The 18,052-nt window shown below is 32.4% G+C and carries 18 protein-coding genes; 13 read left to right on the top strand and 5 right to left on the bottom strand.

Annotated elements, in window-relative coordinates; translation table 11 throughout:
- Positions 1–36: 36 nt before the first annotated feature.
- The 7 genes from modA to CLAU_RS03135 all read left to right on the top strand — a co-directional run bounded on the left by modA (position 37) and on the right by CLAU_RS03135 (position 7,064).
- Complete coding sequence (modA, locus tag CLAU_RS03165) at positions 37–915, top strand: molybdate ABC transporter substrate-binding protein (RefSeq protein WP_013239250.1); 879 nt, start codon at positions 37–39, stop codon at positions 913–915.
- A 214-nt stretch (positions 916–1,129) separates the two neighbouring features.
- A complete protein-coding gene (locus CLAU_RS03160) occupies positions 1,130–1,831 on the top strand; it encodes a MotA/TolQ/ExbB proton channel family protein (protein ID WP_013239249.1) in 702 nt (233 codons plus the stop codon).
- Positions 1,806–2,099, top strand: a complete 294-nt coding sequence (locus CLAU_RS03155) for a DUF2149 domain-containing protein (protein ID WP_013239248.1) — start codon at positions 1,806–1,808, stop codon at positions 2,097–2,099. Before CLAU_RS03160 ends, CLAU_RS03155 begins: the two co-directional genes overlap by 26 nt.
- A gap of 24 nt (positions 2,100–2,123) precedes the next feature.
- A complete protein-coding gene (locus tag CLAU_RS03150) occupies positions 2,124–2,444 on the top strand; it encodes a DUF2149 domain-containing protein (RefSeq protein WP_013239247.1) in 321 nt (106 codons plus the stop codon).
- A 620-nt stretch (positions 2,445–3,064) separates the two neighbouring features.
- Positions 3,065–5,419, top strand: a complete 2,355-nt coding sequence (locus tag CLAU_RS03145) for a glycyl radical protein (RefSeq protein WP_013239246.1) — start codon at positions 3,065–3,067, stop codon at positions 5,417–5,419.
- A gap of 14 nt (positions 5,420–5,433) precedes the next feature.
- The gene (locus tag CLAU_RS03140) at positions 5,434–6,345 is read left to right on the top strand and encodes a glycyl-radical enzyme activating protein (protein WP_013239245.1); all 912 of its coding nucleotides are present in this window, start codon (positions 5,434–5,436) and stop codon (positions 6,343–6,345) included.
- A gap of 41 nt (positions 6,346–6,386) precedes the next feature.
- On the top strand, positions 6,387–7,064 hold the full coding sequence (locus CLAU_RS03135; protein ID WP_013239244.1) for a fructose-6-phosphate aldolase: 678 nt from the start codon (positions 6,387–6,389) through the stop codon (positions 7,062–7,064).
- A gap of 212 nt (positions 7,065–7,276) precedes the next feature.
- Here the strand turns inward: CLAU_RS03135 and CLAU_RS03130 are convergent, their stop codons facing one another.
- The 4 genes from CLAU_RS03130 to CLAU_RS03115 form a co-directional block, all read right to left on the bottom strand.
- Complete coding sequence (locus CLAU_RS03130) at positions 7,277–7,831, bottom strand: rubrerythrin family protein (RefSeq protein ID WP_013239243.1); 555 nt, start codon at positions 7,829–7,831, stop codon at positions 7,277–7,279.
- A 220-nt stretch (positions 7,832–8,051) separates the two neighbouring features.
- A complete protein-coding gene (locus CLAU_RS03125) occupies positions 8,052–8,729 on the bottom strand; it encodes a chloramphenicol acetyltransferase (RefSeq protein WP_013239242.1) in 678 nt (225 codons plus the stop codon).
- A gap of 268 nt (positions 8,730–8,997) precedes the next feature.
- Positions 8,998–9,825, bottom strand: coding sequence for a pentapeptide repeat-containing protein (locus CLAU_RS03120; protein ID WP_013239241.1), 828 nt, complete (start codon positions 9,823–9,825; stop codon positions 8,998–9,000).
- A 31-nt stretch (positions 9,826–9,856) separates the two neighbouring features.
- Positions 9,857–10,084 carry a DUF2164 domain-containing protein gene (locus CLAU_RS03115; protein ID WP_013239240.1) on the bottom strand — a complete coding sequence of 76 codons (228 nt, stop codon included), beginning with the start codon at positions 10,082–10,084 and terminating at the stop codon, positions 9,857–9,859.
- A 208-nt stretch (positions 10,085–10,292) separates the two neighbouring features.
- On the opposite strand from CLAU_RS03115, the gene CLAU_RS03110 reads away from it, so the two are divergent.
- Genes CLAU_RS03110 through CLAU_RS03095 form a run of 4 tightly spaced genes read left to right on the top strand, consistent with a single transcriptional unit; the run spans position 10,293 to position 13,701 of the window.
- Complete coding sequence (locus tag CLAU_RS03110; RefSeq protein ID WP_013239239.1) at positions 10,293–10,823, top strand: RNA polymerase sigma factor SigX; 531 nt, start codon at positions 10,293–10,295, stop codon at positions 10,821–10,823.
- A gap of 3 nt (positions 10,824–10,826) precedes the next feature.
- Entirely contained in the window at positions 10,827–11,933 is a 1,107-nt protein-coding gene (locus CLAU_RS03105) for an anti-sigma factor family protein (RefSeq protein ID WP_013239238.1), read from the top strand.
- A 5-nt stretch (positions 11,934–11,938) separates the two neighbouring features.
- Entirely contained in the window at positions 11,939–12,844 is a 906-nt protein-coding gene (locus CLAU_RS03100) for an ABC transporter ATP-binding protein (protein WP_013239237.1), read from the top strand.
- Positions 12,844–13,701 carry an ABC transporter permease gene (locus CLAU_RS03095; protein ID WP_023161914.1) on the top strand — a complete coding sequence of 286 codons (858 nt, stop codon included), beginning with the start codon at positions 12,844–12,846 and terminating at the stop codon, positions 13,699–13,701. Before CLAU_RS03100 ends, CLAU_RS03095 begins: the two co-directional genes overlap by 1 nt.
- 95 nt (positions 13,702–13,796) lie before the next feature.
- Here CLAU_RS03095 and CLAU_RS03090 read toward each other — a convergent pair whose 3' ends face one another.
- Positions 13,797–15,392 carry a helix-turn-helix domain-containing protein gene (locus CLAU_RS03090; protein WP_013239235.1) on the bottom strand — a complete coding sequence of 532 codons (1,596 nt, stop codon included), beginning with the start codon at positions 15,390–15,392 and terminating at the stop codon, positions 13,797–13,799.
- A 387-nt stretch (positions 15,393–15,779) separates the two neighbouring features.
- Between CLAU_RS03090 and CLAU_RS03085 the strand changes: the two genes are divergently transcribed.
- Together CLAU_RS03085 and CLAU_RS03080 are read left to right on the top strand one after the other, a co-directional pair.
- The gene (locus tag CLAU_RS03085) at positions 15,780–17,231 is read left to right on the top strand and encodes an MFS transporter (RefSeq protein ID WP_013239234.1); all 1,452 of its coding nucleotides are present in this window, start codon (positions 15,780–15,782) and stop codon (positions 17,229–17,231) included.
- Positions 17,232–17,250: 19 nt separating this feature from the next.
- Positions 17,251–18,036 (top strand): SDR family oxidoreductase, encoded by a 786-nt coding sequence (locus tag CLAU_RS03080; RefSeq protein ID WP_013239233.1) that lies wholly within the window; start codon positions 17,251–17,253, stop codon positions 18,034–18,036.
- The last annotated feature ends 16 nt before the right edge of the window (positions 18,037–18,052 follow it).

The raw sequence follows: 18,052 nt of genomic DNA, 5'->3' as shown, positions 1-18,052 counted from the left end.
CACATTTACAAAAAAATTATTAAGGAGTGATAAATAATGAAATCCAATAAACTCTTAAAGTTCGTTTCATCCTTTGCGCTGAGCATAGTACTAATGCTGGGCCTCGCGACTCCTTCATTTGCGGCGTCCACCGGCACCAATTCAACAACAACGCTTAATTTAATGGCAGCCGCCAGCACGCGTTATTCCCTTGGTGAGCGGGTGAACGGAGTGTATCCGAGCGGCACCCTGCTAAGAGCGTTTGAGGACCAGAATCCCAACACAAAGGTTAATGTGACCTATGACAGCTCCGGAAATCTGCTCAATCAGATGAAAGCGGATCCCAATCATAGCGCCGATGTTTTCCTCTCTGCGGATTTGGCGCGAATGAATTCTGCGGTCACTGCAAATATCATACAAGCTAGCACGGTATACAATTTGCTTAATAACAAATTGGTGCTCGTCGGAAATCCAAACACCGGTCTTACAGAAAACAGCCTTCAATATTCAGACGTATTAGGTTGGTTGAATGATAATCCCGGCACGACAATTGCCGTTGGAGACCCGGCTGTTGTACCGGCAGGAACCTACACAAAGCAGGTATTCGATGCCATCGACAGCACTACATGGAATGACATTTTAACTCATGCAGCGCTATATAGCAACGTTACCAATGTGCTGAACGCTGTTGCTAAGAATGTGAACCAACTCGGTTCTGTCTATGCAACTGACGCTAAAACTCAACCCCAGCTTATCGTGTTAGATAGCAAAGATGTTAATATCATCTATCCTATTGGCATCACGAATGCTGCCATGAATGATACTGTCAGAGCACCAGCAGCCCAGGCACTTGTTAATTTTCTCAAAGCAGATATTGCTAAAACAAACGGCAGCAGTGTTTTCAGAAACTTTGGATTTAGCGCTGTAGTGCAGTAATAGTTAAGAATTAAGAAGGCATTTGTTATCAGGCAATAGGGCATTCTATCATTGCGCTAATCAAACGACAGCGTTTGCCTTACAATAATAAACAAACGCTATCGTTCGTGAATTGATAGAAATAAAAGTTTTACATTTAAGAAAAAAAGGATAGTCGGTTAGCTCTCAAATTGAAACTAACCAACTACCTTATCACGAAAATTTGGAGGTTATTATGATAGGAAATTCTTTAAGAAATATTCTTCACACTTTCGGCCAAGGCATTCTCAACCCTTGTATGGTTGTCCTGCTTATTATGATTGTCATCACAATCTGGCAAATTGGGGATCTCCTGATGGAGTACATCATAGAACGTAGAAAAATGAAAGAAGACATTCCGGAACTATTAAAGAAAATCAACCGTGTGGGGAAGGAGCTCGCCCTACAAATCATCAAGGACAGCAAACTGCTTAAGCGTCAGAAACAGCTCGCCGTAAAACTAACTGAGGCTGAAAATATGCCAGAAAATTCTCTGGCAGCCTATGCGCAAAAACTAATAAGCATAGAAGACGCTTATTATCGGAAAATTATGGCGCCTACTGATCTGATTGCCAAACTGGGGCCAATGATCGGCCTGATGGGCACCTTGATTCCATTGGGTCCCGGAATCGTAGCCTTGGGGAAGGGCGATATCAAGACTCTTTCCAGCTCTATCGGCGTCGGTTTTGATACGACCATATCCGGAGTATTCGTCGCAGCGATTTGTTTCTCAATTTCCTATTTGAGAAGTCACTGGTATGAGGGTTATATCAGCACCAATGAAGCTATCCTAGAAAGTTTGATGGATAAAATCATTGATGTTCCTGATAAGCTAATCGGCTTAATTGATGAGAAAGGAATGAAAAAAAGCTATGAGAAGAAGATTAATCAAGTCTAGAAGAAAAAATAACCGGCAGGCAATTAACCCGATGGAAAGTGTGGTCAATTTAATTGACATCATGCTGATTTTCGCCTGCGGCTTAATGGTTTCAATTGCTTCTCTCTGGAATATTAAAATGAATGCGAGTAACCAGATTAACAAGACAAAGAGTAATAGTTATCAAGATATGGGACAGGTTTATGAAGATCCGGTGACAAAAAAAATGTATATTATTAAAACCGACGAGAGTAAAAGCAAAGATACTTCTAAAACCGGGGTGAAGTAATTTATACAGCAAAAGGAGAAGATTATGTTGAACAGAGGACGACTTCAATCCAAAAGAGCCAGTTACAGGGAAGAGATAAGTCCCATGGAAAGCGTGGTAAATCTTGTTGATGTTATGCTTGTTTTTATCTGCGGACTTTTACTTTCAATTATGATTTTCTGGAATATAGACATGAAAAACTTGGTAATCATTTTAAACCAAAAACAACTTATAAAGATCAATAATCCGAAAGAATTGACCACGCAGATGAAAGATAAAAGTTCAAGTGGCAATGTAGGATCTGCCGTTTTGGACCCCAAGACAGGAAAAGTTTATATTGTGAAGCCACAGCCACAGAAAAAATAACATTGTGAAAAAATGAATAGGTTTGGATTCAGAAGTTGAGCCGATAAAAACTATCATATTTAAGTATAAACTCATATGATGATAGTCATTAAAATTGATCAATTTCTGAAACAAGCTATAGTTATGGAACAGAGTGTGTTTAAAAATACATACCTGTTCTTTTTTTACATAATAAATTTATCAAAATCTTCAAAAAGACTTGACAAATAGTAGAAAAAATGTGGCGAAGCCCCTTAATTACATTGATTTTTAAGGAGGTTCACTCATGAACGAATATGCAAATTTTATAAAGGAAAAATTAGACACTGTTTATATTTTATGTATAAAATACAACATTGAGTATGCTAGCCTATTTTTTATCATATTGCGTCGGTAGAACCTTTAGATAGGATTCACTATCTGCGGAACCTGACTCCTTGTCCGATAAAAAATATTCGTCGCATCTTTGACTTGTTATTTTCTTTCAAATGCCTTAAAGAGCATATCATAATATAAAACAATAATAAACAATAAACAATAATACAAATATTGTTGTAAAAAACTAAAAAGCACTGTATAATATAAGTGCAAATAATAGATAATAATAAAAATATTCTATAGGTAATAAAGAGGTGAGTTGTATGGAAGAGTTAATTCAAACTGACAGAATAGCTTGGCTGAAGAAAAAAATGATGGATGAGCCGAGATACGTATCTATTGAGCAAGCACTTATTATCACAAAAACATATAAAGAAAATGAAGATAAACCCATTATTATTAAAAGGGCACTTGCTCTAAAAAATGCATTGACACACTTAAATATCGCGGTAGAACCAGAAGAGATGATTGTTGGAAATCGTACAATGGGTGTAAGATATGGTGTTGTATTTCCTGAAAGCGGAAGCTCTTGGGTTGATCGTGAAATAGAAACCCTTCCAACAAGGCCTCAAGATAGATTTAATGTAAGAAAAGAAGATATTACTACTTTTAGAGAAATTATTAAACCATATTTTAATGGAAAATCCTTAGAAGATGTAATTAGAAAACGGTATGGAAAAGAGATAGATGAAATTGCAAAGGTAGTTAAAATCAATCAAAAAGATCATGCGCAGGGGCATATTTGTCCAGATTGTGAAAGCTGGTTAAAATACGGACCTGAGGGATTAAAAAATCAAGCTGCTGTGAGATTAAAAGATGCTAGTAAAAAGCAGCAGGATTTTTATAACAGTGTTATTTTGGTAATGGAAGGTACCCAAAGGTTTATGATGCGATATCATGATCTTTTAATAGAGAGATCAAAGGAAGAATCAAATGAAGAAAATAGGGCCAACATGCTTCAGATTGCAGCAAATTGTAAAAGCTTGAGTATGAATCCTCCAAAGTCTTTTCATGAAGCTGTACAGTCTGTTTGGTTTTTATTTGTTATTCTTCACATGGAATCAAATGCATCTTCTTTTTCACCAGGTAGAATGGATAAATTCTTGTATCCATTTTATAAAAAAGACATTGACAGTGGAAAAATTGATAATCAAAAAGCTTTAGAAATTATAGAATGTCTTTGGCTTAAATTCAATCAAATTGTCTATTTGAGAAACTCACACAGTGCAAAGTTTTTTGCAGGTTTTCCAATTGGATTCAATGTTGTAATTGGCGGCCAAGATGAAAAAGGTAATGATTTTTTTAATGAGTTATCTTTTATATTTTTAAAAGCACAAGAGCATTTAGGATTACCACAGCCTAACTTATCAGTAAGGCTTCACAAAAAAACTAATGAGAGGTTTTTAAAGGAAGCAGTGAAAGTAGTGTCAAAGGGAAGTGGAATGCCGCAATTTTTTAACGATGAAGCTATTATTTCTTCCATGATGAAGTTAGGTGTAAAAGAAAAAGATGCAAGGGATTACGCTGTTGTAGGATGTGTGGAAATCACTACCCAAGGCAATAATCTTGGCTGGAGTGATGCTGCTATGTTTAATTTAGACAAAACATTGGAGTTAACTTTAAACAATGGAAAGTCTCTATTAAGTGGGGACAAAATTGGCCCTGATTTAGGAAATTTAACTGATTATGAAACTTTTGAAGAATTGGAAGGAGCTTTTGCAAAGAATATAACTTATTTTATGGATAAAATGATACTAGCTTGTGAAGAGATAGAAAAAGCACACATGGATATATTGCCATCCCCATTTTTATCTTCTGTAATTGACAATTGTATTGAAAAGGGAATGGATGTTACAAAAGGAGGAGCTGTTTATAACTTTTCAGGAATTCAGATGATACAAATAGCTAACCTGGCAGACAGTTTAGCTGCTATTAAACTTTTAGTATATGAAGAAAAGAGAATATCAAAAGAAGATTTACTAAAAGCACTGCAAAATAATTTTGAAGGATATGAAGTAATACGTACTATGCTGCTTAAGCGTGCACCAAAGTATGGCAATGACATTGACTATGTTGATGAACTTGGCGCAAAGTGGGCAAGATTTTTCAGTAAAAAGTTAAGTTGCTATACAAATTATCGTGGCGGCAGATATCATACAGGAATGTATACAGTCTCTGCTCACGTACCTATGGGAGAAAATGTTGGAGCTTCGTCAGATGGAAGATATGCAAAAACACCTCTGGCAGATGGAGGTATGTCTCCTGTATATGGGAGAGATATCGCCGGCCCCACAGCAGTATTAAAGTCTGTTTCTTCATTGGACAATTACTTAACTACTAATGGTGGACTCTTAAATATGAAGTTTTTACCTGAATTCTTTAAGACTGAAAGCAATATAGATAAGTTTGCTAAATTTTTAAGAACTTTTGTGGATTTAGAAATACCACATATACAATTCAACGTAGTGAGAAAAGAAGATTTGATTGCAGCACAAAAGAATCCTGAAAATTATAGAAGTTTAACTGTTAGAGTTGCAGGATATACTGCTTATTTTACAGAATTGGCAGGAGAACTTCAAAATGAAATTATTGCTAGAACAAGTTATGGTAATATATAAGTGCAGGTGATTAAATGATTGGTAAAGTATTTGATGTTAGGAGATTTTCAACGCATGATGGAGATGGAATTAGAACCACAATCTTTTTAAAGGGATGTCCACTTCGATGTGTGTGGTGCCAGAATCCAGAGGGATTTTCCTTAGAGCCTAAGCTCATGTACTTAGAAAATCAGTGTATACACTGTGGAAACTGTACTAAAGTGTGCAAAAATAAATCCATTACATTAAAGAACAACAAGCTTTATATTGACAAAAGTGCCACAGATGAGTGGAAAGAGCCTATAGATGCATGTCCGGCAGGATGTTTGACTATGGACTGTAAGTTATATACTGTGGAGGAATTAGTAAAGCTTGTGTTAAAAGACAAAGCGTTTTTTAAATATGGTGGAGGAGTTACCTTATCAGGAGGAGAACCACTTTTTCAAAAAGACTTTGCAATATCCTTACTAAAGATGTTAAAAGAAAATGGAATTCATACAGCAATAGAAACTTCACTTTACGCAGCTAAAGATACAATTAAGGATGTTCTTTTTTATCTGGATTCTATTTATGCAGATTTAAAAGTATTTAATAGGGAAAAACATAAAGAGTTAACTGGAGTTTACAATGATGAAATAAAAGAAAATATAAAATTTATATTGGAATCGAATAAAAAAAATAAGGTAATTATTAGAACGCCGCTTATTCCCAAAATGACGGCAACTAAAGAAAATATCTATGCTATAGGTAAATTTATCATTGGTATTTATCCAGATGTAAAATATGAGTTATTGAATTATAATCCTCTTGCCAAGGCAAAGTATAATTTAGTGGAAGAAGAATATTGTTTTTACGATAATCCTAAAATGTATACTGAAGATGAAATGAACGAGTTTAGAGAAGTGGCAAGAAACGCAGGAGTAAAAAGCCTCATTATTGAAGCTTAAAATAAATTGCAATATGCAATGGAAGAAAGGAAATCAGATTTATGAAACTTATTGTAGATTTTGCAAATTTAGATCGAATTAAGGAAATGTATGCTTATTATCCAATAGATGGAGTAACTACTAATCCATCTATTCTAGCTAAAGAAGGAAAAAATCCCTATGAGGTATTAAAGGCAATTAGAAAGTTTATTGGAAAAGATGCAGAACTTCACGTACAAGTTGTTTCCAAAGATGCTGAATCAATGGTTAGAGAGGCACATAAAATTCAACAAGAATTGGGGCCTAGTACGTATGTAAAGGTTCCAGTATCAAGAGAAGGATTAAAGGCAATAAAGGCTCTTGCAGCAGAAGGTACTAATATTACAGCAACTGCTGTCTATACACAGATGCAGGCTTATTTGGCAGGAAAAGCTGGTGCTAGCTATGCAGCTCCATATGTAAATAGAATTGACAACATAGGTGCAGATGGTATAAAAGTTGCAAAAGATATTCATGATATATTTAAAAAGAATGATTTAAAGACAGAAGTTCTTGCAGCAAGTTTTAAAAATTCACAACAAGTTTTAGAATTAGCGAAATATGGTGTTGGCGCCGCAACAGTTGCTCCAGATGTAATTGAAGGATTAATTAAATTAGATGCAGTTGATTGTGCAATAAAGGCATTTACAAAAGATTTTGAAAAGCTGTGTGGTGAAGGAAAAACTATGCTAGATTGTTAATTTAAGATTGAGCCTGTATCAAAATTATTTTGATACAGGCTCAATGTATTTGTCCGATGGCTACCAGCCGTAATACCCCCATCTTCTTATAAAGTGGGGGATAACGGCCGTTACGCCCCTGGATAACGATTTCTAAGTTTCAGATGGAAAAAAAAACTCCACCTGAAACCAAGAATTCTGTTTATGAGAAAACGTTAAAAATATTGTTAATATTAAAATTCTTTGAAGATTTCTTTCTTTGCACCACAAACTGGACAATCACTGACATTATCACCCATGTATGTATATCCGCAAATTGGACAAACATATATCTTTTGATTTGGAATATCTTTTCCTGATTTAGCTGCTTCCTGTGCCCCCTTAAACATATTGGCATGTATTTTTTCAGCTTCTAGTGCAAAATGAAATGATCTTTCAGCATCTTTTTCATTTTGAAATCTTGCAGTTTCAAGATATACAGGATACATTTGATCTACTTCATGAAGTTCTCCATTTATTGCTCCCTGAAGGTTTTCTATAATATCAGTATTTCCAAATACAGCACCAGCTGCAACTGTATTGTCACCAACTTGATTTTTAAGTACATTGAAATGATTTTTAGCATGTGCCCATTCTGCATAGGCTATGCCTCTAAAAAGTCTGGCAATGTTAGGATATCCAGCTTTCTCAGCATGATCTCCCCAAATGAGATATCTCATATGAGCCATACTTTCTCCACCATATGCAGATCGTAAAAAATCAGCGGTCATTGCATTATTTAATGCCATTTTGTACACATCCTTTCATATCTGTAATATATATTATTATCTATAATATATATTAATATTCATATGGTAAATTAAATTGACTACATAACTTGCAATAGCGCATTAATCATAAAACTGATTTACTTTTTTCAATATTAAATTTATCCGATGACTAGCTGCTCTAATACTCCCACTTTTCCAAGTGGGAGTAAAGAGAAGCTACGTCCCTGGATAATGATTTCTAAGCATCAGGTGGAGTCAAAACTCCATCTGATACCAAGAAACTCTGTTTATCTATTGTTTCTTGGATGCTGTTAATTAATTTACTTACATGATATCCATCAGCCACTGCGTGTGATATTGTCACAGTAAATGGCATTAACCATTTTCCATTTTCTTCATGATATTTCCCATAGGTTATAATTGGCATTAAAGATGGAGTTGATTCGCTGCTGTATGTTGAATATCCTGTAAATGTGAGCCATGGGACACAAGATATGCAGTAGAAATTTTTAGGCTGGTTTGCCTTAATTTTTACACCTTTAATATGTGAGTATTTTTTCATATCACATTTATAATTATCATAAAATTTATAAAAGTCATCTGTATATTCTGACCAAATGTCCGAGAATGTATGATCATCTTTATGAAAAATTGTATAGTTAGGATGGACAATATCATATACAATTAATTGGCTGTTTTCCCCAAGACGCATACGAAATTCCGGCATAGAATTTATGTTATAACTAACACAATAGATAAATGAAGGATAAAATTTTAAATTATTTTTTCTTAATGATTCCTTAAATAAAGTAACATCAAGATTTGCGGTAATACTATAGGCACATTTAAGCCGTTCAGTATAATATTTAAAGTGTTCACGCCTTTCCCATTTTTCAAAATCAACTACATGAAACATAAACTAACCCCTCATTCCTTTAAGTACACTATTTTAAAAGTGCGTACTATATTATAATTTAATTATATCCTAATTATAACATTTTTTAAGGGAAGTCAGAAATGACTTCCCTAGGATGTTTATCCGATGACTAGCTGCTCTAATACTCCCTTATCCAAGTGGGAGTAAAGAGCAGCTACATCCCTGGATAACGATTTCTAAGCATCAGGTGGAGTCAAAACTCCATCTGATGCCAAGAACTCTGTTTATTTAATAATATTAGCTATAATTATTTTGACCAATAGCTTGGGCGGATTATCATTATAGGCAGTTTTGTATGGGAATTACCCTTAGCTGTATTGATTTGAGACTGAGTAAGAAAGATGCTTTTTGAGAGATTGGCTTCGCTGAGATCAGCATCTCGCAGGTCAGCTCCAATGAGATCAGCATAACTTAAATCAACTCCTCTAAGGTTTGCAGCAATAAGGCATGTTCCCCTTAAGTCTGCACCTCTAAGATTAGTTTTTCTCAGGTCTGTACCAAAATAATCTAATCTGTGAGATAAAGGTTTTTTTCTATGAGCTCTGGAACGTATAAGCTCGCTTGTATTTCTAAGTATTACATTAACCTTGTTTCTATGAGTTTCTACATCTAGTGATAATAGAGAATCAATGTCAAGCAGAGTAAGGCCTTCGGTATTTTCAATTAAGGAGTTTATGTTTTTTTTGATATTGTTATCTGTTTGTAGGGTGTGTGCTTCAGAAAGATACCATAGTATTTCGTGAAGCTGTCTCATAATTAAAAAGGCATCAAACATTTTCTTAGCGTATTCAGAGCCTTGATGCCAATCACGTCCGCTGCAGGTAATCTGGGCTAATTTTTGACCAGCACCAAAACAATCATAGGAAGTACAACCTTTAAGGCCTTTGTTCCTAAGATTTTTGTGAACAGAACAGGCAAAATCAGGTTGTAAATTTATACAGGATTTACCTGCATCTTTGTTAGTTGGAAAACCTTCGGACGCTGAGAAGTATAATGCAACGCAGCATAATCCAAAACATTTTTTACAATCAACTCTCAATTCTTTATTACGTTTATCTTCATGTTTATATATCATATTTTTAACATTCTCCTAATTTGCATATGAGTTAATATATTTGAAGGGATAATAAATCTTCATTTCTATCAGTAATATATTTATAACAATCATAAACTCCCTGATTATAAAATTCTGGAGCTAATTCTTCTACTATAAAATCTAGTATCAAGCTTGAGGCCAAATCGCCTAATTCTTCATCTCTTTCGTTTAGAAAATAGTCCTTTATTGTAGAAATCATTTCTTGCTTTTTTTCTTTGTTTAATTTAATTTTGTTCATTATAGTATACCTCCATTTAAAATTGTTATTTTTCATGATTTTAAAATAGTTTATTAATTATATCATAATTCTTGTCATAATTTTTAATACTTATGTGTTAATATTATAGATACCAAATTTAACAAAAAAGGTATCAAGTATATTCTAGAATATATTAATCAAAAGCTTTTGAACAAGGTTACCTAGAAGGAGGAATACAGTCAAAAATATGGGTGTTATCAGTTATTTTAAAAAGAAAAAATATGAGCAAAATTTTAAAGCTGTATATGAGAAATATTATGACACCATCTTCAGAAGAATTTCCTACCTTACTGGGGACATGCATGCAGCTGAAGATTTGGCACAGGAAGTATTTATGAAGTTATATAATTCACCACCTGACCACAATAACATTGCTGCATGGTTAAATAAGGTTTCTACCAATACTTCCTACAATTATATAAGAAATAAAAAAATTCATGAGGGAAAAAATGAGATGATTTACAAAAAAGAAACAGATAACGTTATTTCAATTGAAGAAGTTGCAATTAATAATTGTGAGGTAGATTTAACTAAAAAAGTACTGAATGCACTTCCACCTAGAGATCGTATGTGTCTGGTTCTTAAATTTTCAGGATACAAATATAGTGAAATTGCAGAAATAATTGGAGTAGATAAAAACTCTGTAGGCACACTTATATCGAGAGCACAAAGAAAATTTAAAGAAAGCTATTTAAGCTTAGAAGAGAGAGGTGAATAAAAAGTGAAGTGTCTAAGTGAAGGAAGCATTCAAGCATATATTGATGGAGAACTTAGTAATACTGAAATAAAAGAAGTAGAAATGCACCTTTTTCAATGTGGAAAATGCAAAGAAGTTTATAAAGAATTGAAGTCTATAAATAGTTTTGCCGTGGAAAAACTTCAAGATTATGAGAGAGATTTTAAAATAAATCATGTAGAAATAGAAAATAGGGATATTGAAGTAAAAAATAAAAAGGGAGAGTTTAAAATTATGAAAAAATATAAAAAAATAGCAGCAGCAGCTTGCGCAGCCATTGTCATAACCACTTGTGTTTCTGTAGAGCCTATAAGAGCATCAGTTATTAATGCAGTTTCAATTTTTAGAGCAAAGGATATCAAAAGTGTAAATATTTCATTAGATGATATTACAAAACTTAAAAATGAACTTATAGACCATAAGGCAGATATTAATATTGATAAAATAGGCAAAGTTAAATATCAGGGCGGCGAACAAAAAAATGTTACTATAGATGAAGCAAAAAAAACACTGCCATTCACAATATCTATACCTCAAAATATGCAATCAAAAGAAGTAAAGAATATTTCAATAGATAAGCCTTCCAAAATGGATTTTACTTTAAATGTAGAAAATATAAATGGGCTTCTTAAATCTTTAGGAGGGAAAAAACTATTTCCTAAAGACTTAGATGGAAAGACTTTTTCTTTAAACATGGCTGGAGGGTTAAGCATTATGTATGAAGATTCAACAAATGGCGACCGTATAGCTGTTTCAGAAACCAAAGTACCGGAAATTGTGGCACCTGATGGTGCAGATGTGGATGAAATATTTAATGCACTTTCAGATCTTTCAGTACTGCCGCAAGATATGCAAAATCAGCTGAAATCCATGAAGGATTGGAAAAGTACTTTGTATATTCCAAATGTAGGAGGTAAATCTGAAGAAATGAATATAAATGGTATGAAAGCCATTGGATGCTTTGATACCAGTCAAAATGATAAGGAAAAGATACATTCTTCTATTTTAGTTCTTAAAGACAATGTTTTAATTAGCATTGATGGTAATGTAGATAAAAATAAATTACTGGAAACAGCAAAGTCTATGAGGTGATAAATTTGGTAATCGAAACAGAAAATCTTTCTAAAATATATGAGAATAACAAAGGATGCAGAAATATAAATATATCTGTAGCTAAAGGTGAAATTTATGGATTTCTAGGCCCTAATGGTGCAGGAAAAAGCACATTTATAAAAACCATTGTTGGGCTGCTGTTTCCCACTTCAGGAAATGCAAGTATATTAGGTAAGCCTATTGGGGATTTGGAGACCAGGAAAAGGATAGGATATTTGCCTGAACTTTTTAAATATCAAGAATGGATGACAGGATTAGACCTCCTGTCCTTCCACTCTTCATTATATAAACTTGATAAGAAGACTTCTTCTATAAAAATAGAAGAAGTCCTTGAAATTGTTAATTTAAAAGGTGCTGAAAAAAGTAAAATAGGTACTTATAGTAAAGGCATGCAGCAGAGAATAGGAATTGCAAGTGCTCTTCTTTGTGATCCTGAGCTTCTTTTTTTAGATGAACCTACTTCTGCATTAGATCCTATAGGTAGAAAAGAAGTTAGAGATATTATATTGAAGCTAAAAGATATGGATAAAACTGTATTTTTAAATAGTCACCTTTTAAGTGAAGTAGAAATGATTTGCGATAGTGTAGCTATTATAAGTAAAGGAAGTATTGTAAAACAAGGAAAAATCGATGATCTTTTAGAGGGAAACACTGTTTTGGACATTCATGTAGAAAATATGAATAATGAAATTTTAAATAAGCTTGAAAAAATTGATGAAGATATGACTTTCGATGGGAAAAACATTAAAATGCATGTTAAGGAAAACTATGAGATACATGAAGCTGCTTCGTTAATTATATCAGGTGGTGGAAAGTTGTATGGACTTACTCCTCACAGAAATAGTCTGGAAGAGATATTTATAAAACTTATTGAAGGAGGTGAAGAATAATGTTTATTATTGCACTTTCCACTTTTAAGGAAATTTATAGAAAGAAAATCTTTCATTTTATAGGCATATTGACCATAGTATACCTTATCCTTTTAACTATTATCTTTAAATTTACAAGTAATAATGTGACTGGTAATAATGGCATGATAGATATGATTGCTAATCTTTCTTCAACTATTTCTATAATTGGGTTTTATTTTTCCAGTATACTTGTAGCATTTTTAACTATAATGCTGTCCATAGGAATGGTTTCTTCTGAAATAGAAAATGGAACTATTTTAACCATTTTAACAAAGCCAATTAAGAGAGAAGAATATATAATTGGGAAATACCTGGGTACAGCTATTCTTATTATTTTATACAGTACTTTTCTTTATATAGCAGTAATTATTATTTCCACTGTAAATAGAATATCTATGGTAGAAACTTTTGGGACAGCAGCACTTGCTAAGGGATTCTTGTTTTTTATTTTGCAGCCTTTGACTATATTATCAATATCTCTTTATGGAAGTACTAAATTCAAAACCTTAAATAATGGGATAGTAGTAGTGGCTTTATATGTACTTGGATTAATTGGTGGAGTGATGGAACAAGCAGGAGCATATATTGAAAATGATTCCCTTTCTACAATTGGAATAATTTCAAGTTTAATTTCTCCTTTTGAAGTAATTTATAGAAAAATGATTTCTACTATTTTTACTTCTTTAGGAACATTTAATCCTATGTCAGGTTTTGGTTTTGGTATACTAGGGAAGTCTACTACACCAAGTGTATGGATGATGGTCTATGTATGTGTATATTTAGTATTTTTCATATTTATGAGTATTAAAGGATTTGCTAAAAAGGATATTGGCTAAAATACATGGTAGTAATTTATTTACTGCAATGTATTTGTTTGTCTTACGTATATTTAATATTGAAATACCCTAGGTGAACAGTTATCCCTTTGTTTTTAGATATATTTGGCTTTCTCATTTTGCTTTTTATACTGCATAGGAGTTAGACCAGTAATTTTTTTGAATGTTTTTGAAAAGTGTTTTTCATCACAAAAGCCTACTTTTTCAGCAATATTGTAAATTAGTTCGTCACTTGAAGAAAGAAGTTCTTTGGCTTTTTCTACTCTATAGTTAATAATATATTTTATAATGCTTGTACCAATCTCCTTTTTAAATATCTGACTTAAATATGAGTTGCTAATATTTAAGCTAGATGCAATAAGATTTACAGTAATATTCTCCATATAGTGAATATGTATAAAGTTTAATACTTGAATAACTATAGAATTCTTTATCATATATTTGTTGGAAAGCTCAGACTTGAGTTGATTTACAGAATCTATAAATTCACTGCATTTATCCTCTATGGAGATGAAGAATACTTTTTTGGATAGGGAACTCTCCGGCAATATTTTTTTATATAGATTGCTATACCTGTCAGCTAATGCCGATGACAACGAAGTATGGCAATAATAATAAAGATTGTAGTCAAGACTTGGTTTTACAATATCTAAAAATAGTTTATATATTAACTTATTCAATTTAATATTAAAAATATCATAATTTATAAGTTCTTTTATTTGTTTTAGAGTGTTATCTACTAAAGTGTAGTCTATTTCTTTTTTTATTGAATTGATATATTTTTGAGTGAGTAATTTAGCGTCAGAACAGAAAAAATTATATGCTTTTAAACAATGGAAAGATTCATAAGCATCTCTTATATTTTCAATATCTTTGATATAGCTGCTCATATATCTGAATGCTGTCTTAGATTTTGTTACATTATTCAATTTGTTAGTAATTTCAAAAAGTTTATTTTGTTTGCTAGCAATACTTCTACAATTAAAATCATTGATAATTATGCACAAAATATCGGGATCAATATAAAAAACCTCACCTCCGCTGTACTCATCAAGAACGGTTTCACATTCTTTAATAAATTCTTCTCCAGTTAAGTAGTAAATATTTTTATTTAAATAGTGGTCTGAATATTCAATTTCCATAAGATTACAAATATATACGTAGTAACCGTAATCATTTAGATTTAAGTTTACTTTTTTTTTATAATATAAAAATTCACTTTTAATTACTCCCCGTAGAATATCTTTTAGATATTCGGTTTTTTCTAGTTTACTGATTCTGAAGTCCATTATCAAGTTTGAATCTTTTTCTTCACCAATATAGTTAAAATGACAAGTATATTTTTTACTTAAAGACTGAGTAAAAAAGGATTTTATTTTATTAATATAAGTAATGTCCTTGTGACTTGTAATAGAGTATATAATTTGATTTTCTGAAATGACATTAAAAATTAGGATCATTGGATATATATTTGACATCGCTAAATCGTAGAAAAAATTATGAATTTTATATACAGGGTGTTTAAGTTGAAGAATTATAACTTGAGCATTAAGTTCTATTGCTTTTTCAATACTATTTTTATAAGAGTTAGCAATATAAGAAATATAAAAATCACTTTTAGTTGTCCTGTAGAAGTTACATATCATATTAGCAATTTTATCTTCTGCATATAAGACAATTTTAGAAAACATTTACATAGTACCTCCAAGATACCTTAATTACTCGTATATAAATTTTAAACTATGATTTTATTGTATACATATATTAGCAATTTGTAAATATTATTTCCCCAATATATAAAAAGTTATATGTTTAAAAAATATATTTAAGAATAACAGATAATGAAATTAATATAGAAAAGTACACGTTTTCATAAAAAAAACACACTTAAGTTAAGACTAAATAATATAAAATTAATAACTAAGAAGTGGTGAATAAAATGAAAAGGAGGAGCTAAGCTTTTGAACCATGCCATTTTATTTAGAAGGTACATTTTGCAATCGTTTACTATCATTGAACTTACTATGGATTTTAAAAATTGTAAGCTATTATAAATTTGAAAAGGAGTTGACGAAATAGTGGCAAAAACGATAAATTTGTATGAAAAAAGTGGTGATAACCCTGGTTTTTATAAACTTCCGACCAAAGAAGTAGTAGGATATTCACTTGTAGACGGTGGAATGAATTTAGTTTTTCAGTCAATTTTAATGTTTCTCACATTCTACTATACTGATGTTTATGGATTAACTGCTGTAGAAGTTTCTGTTATGTTTCTTATTTCTAGAGGATGGGATATTATATGGGACCCTACCATGGGTATTATTGCAGAAAGAATGAATCCAAAGCATGGTAAATATAAAAGTTATCTTATTTATGGAGCTATTCCCTTTGCCATTGCAGGTATTTTGACTTTTACAGTACCTAATTTGGGACATACGGGCAAATTGATATGGGCGTATGCCACGTACAATTTGATGCTCACATTATATACTTTCATAATTAATCCATATGTATCTTGTACAACCGTCATGACAGCAGATCCTATGGAAAGGACTAGGCTAAATTCCGTAAGAATGATGTTTGCTCAGTCTGGTGGTGTGGTAGTTGCACTGTTTATTCCTATTTTATCACAATTTTTCGGCAGAGGTAATGCAGCAAAAGGTTACCAGATGACTATTATTTTACTTTCTATTATTTGTGCGTCTATCTTGATTTATAGTTATACTACTTTGCATGAACGTATCAGAGTAAAATCTCATCTAGATCCAGTTACTTTTAAAGGATTTATTTATCAGATTACACATAATAAGCCAGGTGTCGTATTGTTTTTACTGTTTGTTGGTGTTTATGCATTCTCGTCTATACAATCAGCTTCAGGAATTTATTATATGACTTATAACGTAAATAGAAAAGATCTAGTTGCTTTATTTTCTATGTTGAATGTTTTACCTTCAGTTGTGGCAGTTCCTTTTGTGCCTTCGCTTTTTAGACATATCAAAAAGAAAAAAACTGTTGCACTTGGTTTGATTTTAGGTGCCATTGGATCAGCAGCTTTATATATCATTCCGGTCTCACAAATTGCAGCAATGATGATAGCTAAATCAGTAGCTACATTTGGCTATGGTATACTTATGGGCAGTTTGTGGTCAATCATTCCGGATGCAGTTGAGTATGCTGAGTACAATACTGGCAAAAGACATGCCGCAGTTGTGTACTCACTTATTACTCTTGGATTAAAGGTTTCATTAGCAGTAGGGGGAGTTATACCTACATTGATATTAGCTAACGTTGGATATATTCCTAATGTACCTCAAACTGCAAAATCTTTGAATGGAATTTTAATTATGACATCTATTTTGCCAGCTGTTGTCTGTGTAGTTACATTGATCATATTCATGGTATTCTATAATTTAACAGAAGAAAGAGTAGCTGATATAATGGCAGAACTAGATATAAGACATAAAAATGATAAAGAAAATTGTTTGGTTGAGTTAGTAGAGGAAATCCCTGACCAATCAACAAAATTATAAATATTAGGAAGGTGTTATTATGGAAAAAAAGCTTAGTGATTTTTCAATGAATGCATTTTCGCTTAAAGGTAAAGTAGCTGTGGTTACAGGTGCAAATCAAGGTCTTGGTATGGCTTATGCTGTTGCTTTTGCAAAAGCAGGTGCTGATCTTTTTATACCTCACTTTACTGATGATGTATCTGAAATTAAGAGCCTCATAGAGGAAACTGGTCAGAAGGTTAAGTTCTTGCAAGGAGATTTAACGAAAAAGGATTATATTGAGCAGGTTGTCAATACCTGCTTGAAAGAATATGGTAAAATTGACATTTTAGTAAATAATGCAGGTGGAAGTACGTTTGCGGAATTTTTAGAGTATCCAGATTCAGCATGGCAGAAGATTATTGATATTGATTTAAACTCTGTGTACTATCTCAGCCACAGGGTAGTTAAAGAAATGGTTAAACAAAATTCCGGTAAGATTATAAATATTGGTTCAGCATTATCCTTTACTGCGGATAAAAAATGTCCACCATATACAGCAAGTAAACATGCTATTCTTGGTTTAACAAAAGTATTTGCAAATGAGGTTGGCAAGTATAATATTCAAACCAATGCAATTTGCCCTGGCTTCCTGGCAACTGATGTTAACAAGGAGTTACGTGCTGATAAAAATTTTTACGATAAAATTACAAATAGAATTCCAAGTGGTCGATGGGGTGAACTTAATGATCTAATGGGAACTGCCGTATTTTTAGCAAGTAGTGCATCAGATTATATTAATGGATGGTATATAAGTATTGATGGTGGATTCCAGACAACATTATAAAATAAGGAGGTTTTAA

Source organism: Clostridium autoethanogenum DSM 10061 (assembly GCF_001484725.1).
Lineage (GTDB): Bacteria > Bacillota > Clostridia > Clostridiales > Clostridiaceae > Clostridium_B > Clostridium_B ljungdahlii.
Note: the sequence above shows the minus strand (reverse complement) of the source record. Positions and strands in the feature narration are given on the sequence as shown.

What these genes read in the sequence shown, in the direction of transcription:
- CLAU_RS03110 (WP_013239239.1), top strand. Translation starts at nt 10,293, where the DNA reads ATGGGTGTTATCAGTTATTTTAAAAAGAAAAAATATGAGCAAAATTTT.
- CLAU_RS03150 (WP_013239247.1), top strand. Translation starts at nt 2,124, where the DNA reads ATGTTGAACAGAGGACGACTTCAATCCAAAAGAGCCAGTTACAGGGAA.
- modA (WP_013239250.1), top strand. Translation starts at nt 37, where the DNA reads ATGAAATCCAATAAACTCTTAAAGTTCGTTTCATCCTTTGCGCTGAGC.
- CLAU_RS03135 (WP_013239244.1), top strand. Translation starts at nt 6,387, where the DNA reads ATGAAACTTATTGTAGATTTTGCAAATTTAGATCGAATTAAGGAAATG.
- CLAU_RS03090 (WP_013239235.1), bottom strand. Translation starts at nt 15,392, where the DNA reads ATGTTTTCTAAAATTGTCTTATATGCAGAAGATAAAATTGCTAATATG.
- CLAU_RS03155 (WP_013239248.1), top strand. Translation starts at nt 1,806, where the DNA reads ATGAGAAGAAGATTAATCAAGTCTAGAAGAAAAAATAACCGGCAGGCA.
- CLAU_RS03120 (WP_013239241.1), bottom strand. Translation starts at nt 9,825, where the DNA reads ATGATATATAAACATGAAGATAAACGTAATAAAGAATTGAGAGTTGAT.
- CLAU_RS03160 (WP_013239249.1), top strand. Translation starts at nt 1,130, where the DNA reads ATGATAGGAAATTCTTTAAGAAATATTCTTCACACTTTCGGCCAAGGC.
- CLAU_RS03115 (WP_013239240.1), bottom strand. Translation starts at nt 10,084, where the DNA reads ATGAACAAAATTAAATTAAACAAAGAAAAAAAGCAAGAAATGATTTCT.
- CLAU_RS03080 (WP_013239233.1), top strand. Translation starts at nt 17,251, where the DNA reads ATGGAAAAAAAGCTTAGTGATTTTTCAATGAATGCATTTTCGCTTAAA.
- CLAU_RS03130 (WP_013239243.1), bottom strand. Translation starts at nt 7,831, where the DNA reads ATGGCATTAAATAATGCAATGACCGCTGATTTTTTACGATCTGCATAT.
- CLAU_RS03140 (WP_013239245.1), top strand. Translation starts at nt 5,434, where the DNA reads ATGATTGGTAAAGTATTTGATGTTAGGAGATTTTCAACGCATGATGGA.
- CLAU_RS03125 (WP_013239242.1), bottom strand. Translation starts at nt 8,729, where the DNA reads ATGTTTCATGTAGTTGATTTTGAAAAATGGGAAAGGCGTGAACACTTT.
- CLAU_RS03095 (WP_023161914.1), top strand. Translation starts at nt 12,844, where the DNA reads ATGTTTATTATTGCACTTTCCACTTTTAAGGAAATTTATAGAAAGAAA.
- CLAU_RS03145 (WP_013239246.1), top strand. Translation starts at nt 3,065, where the DNA reads ATGGAAGAGTTAATTCAAACTGACAGAATAGCTTGGCTGAAGAAAAAA.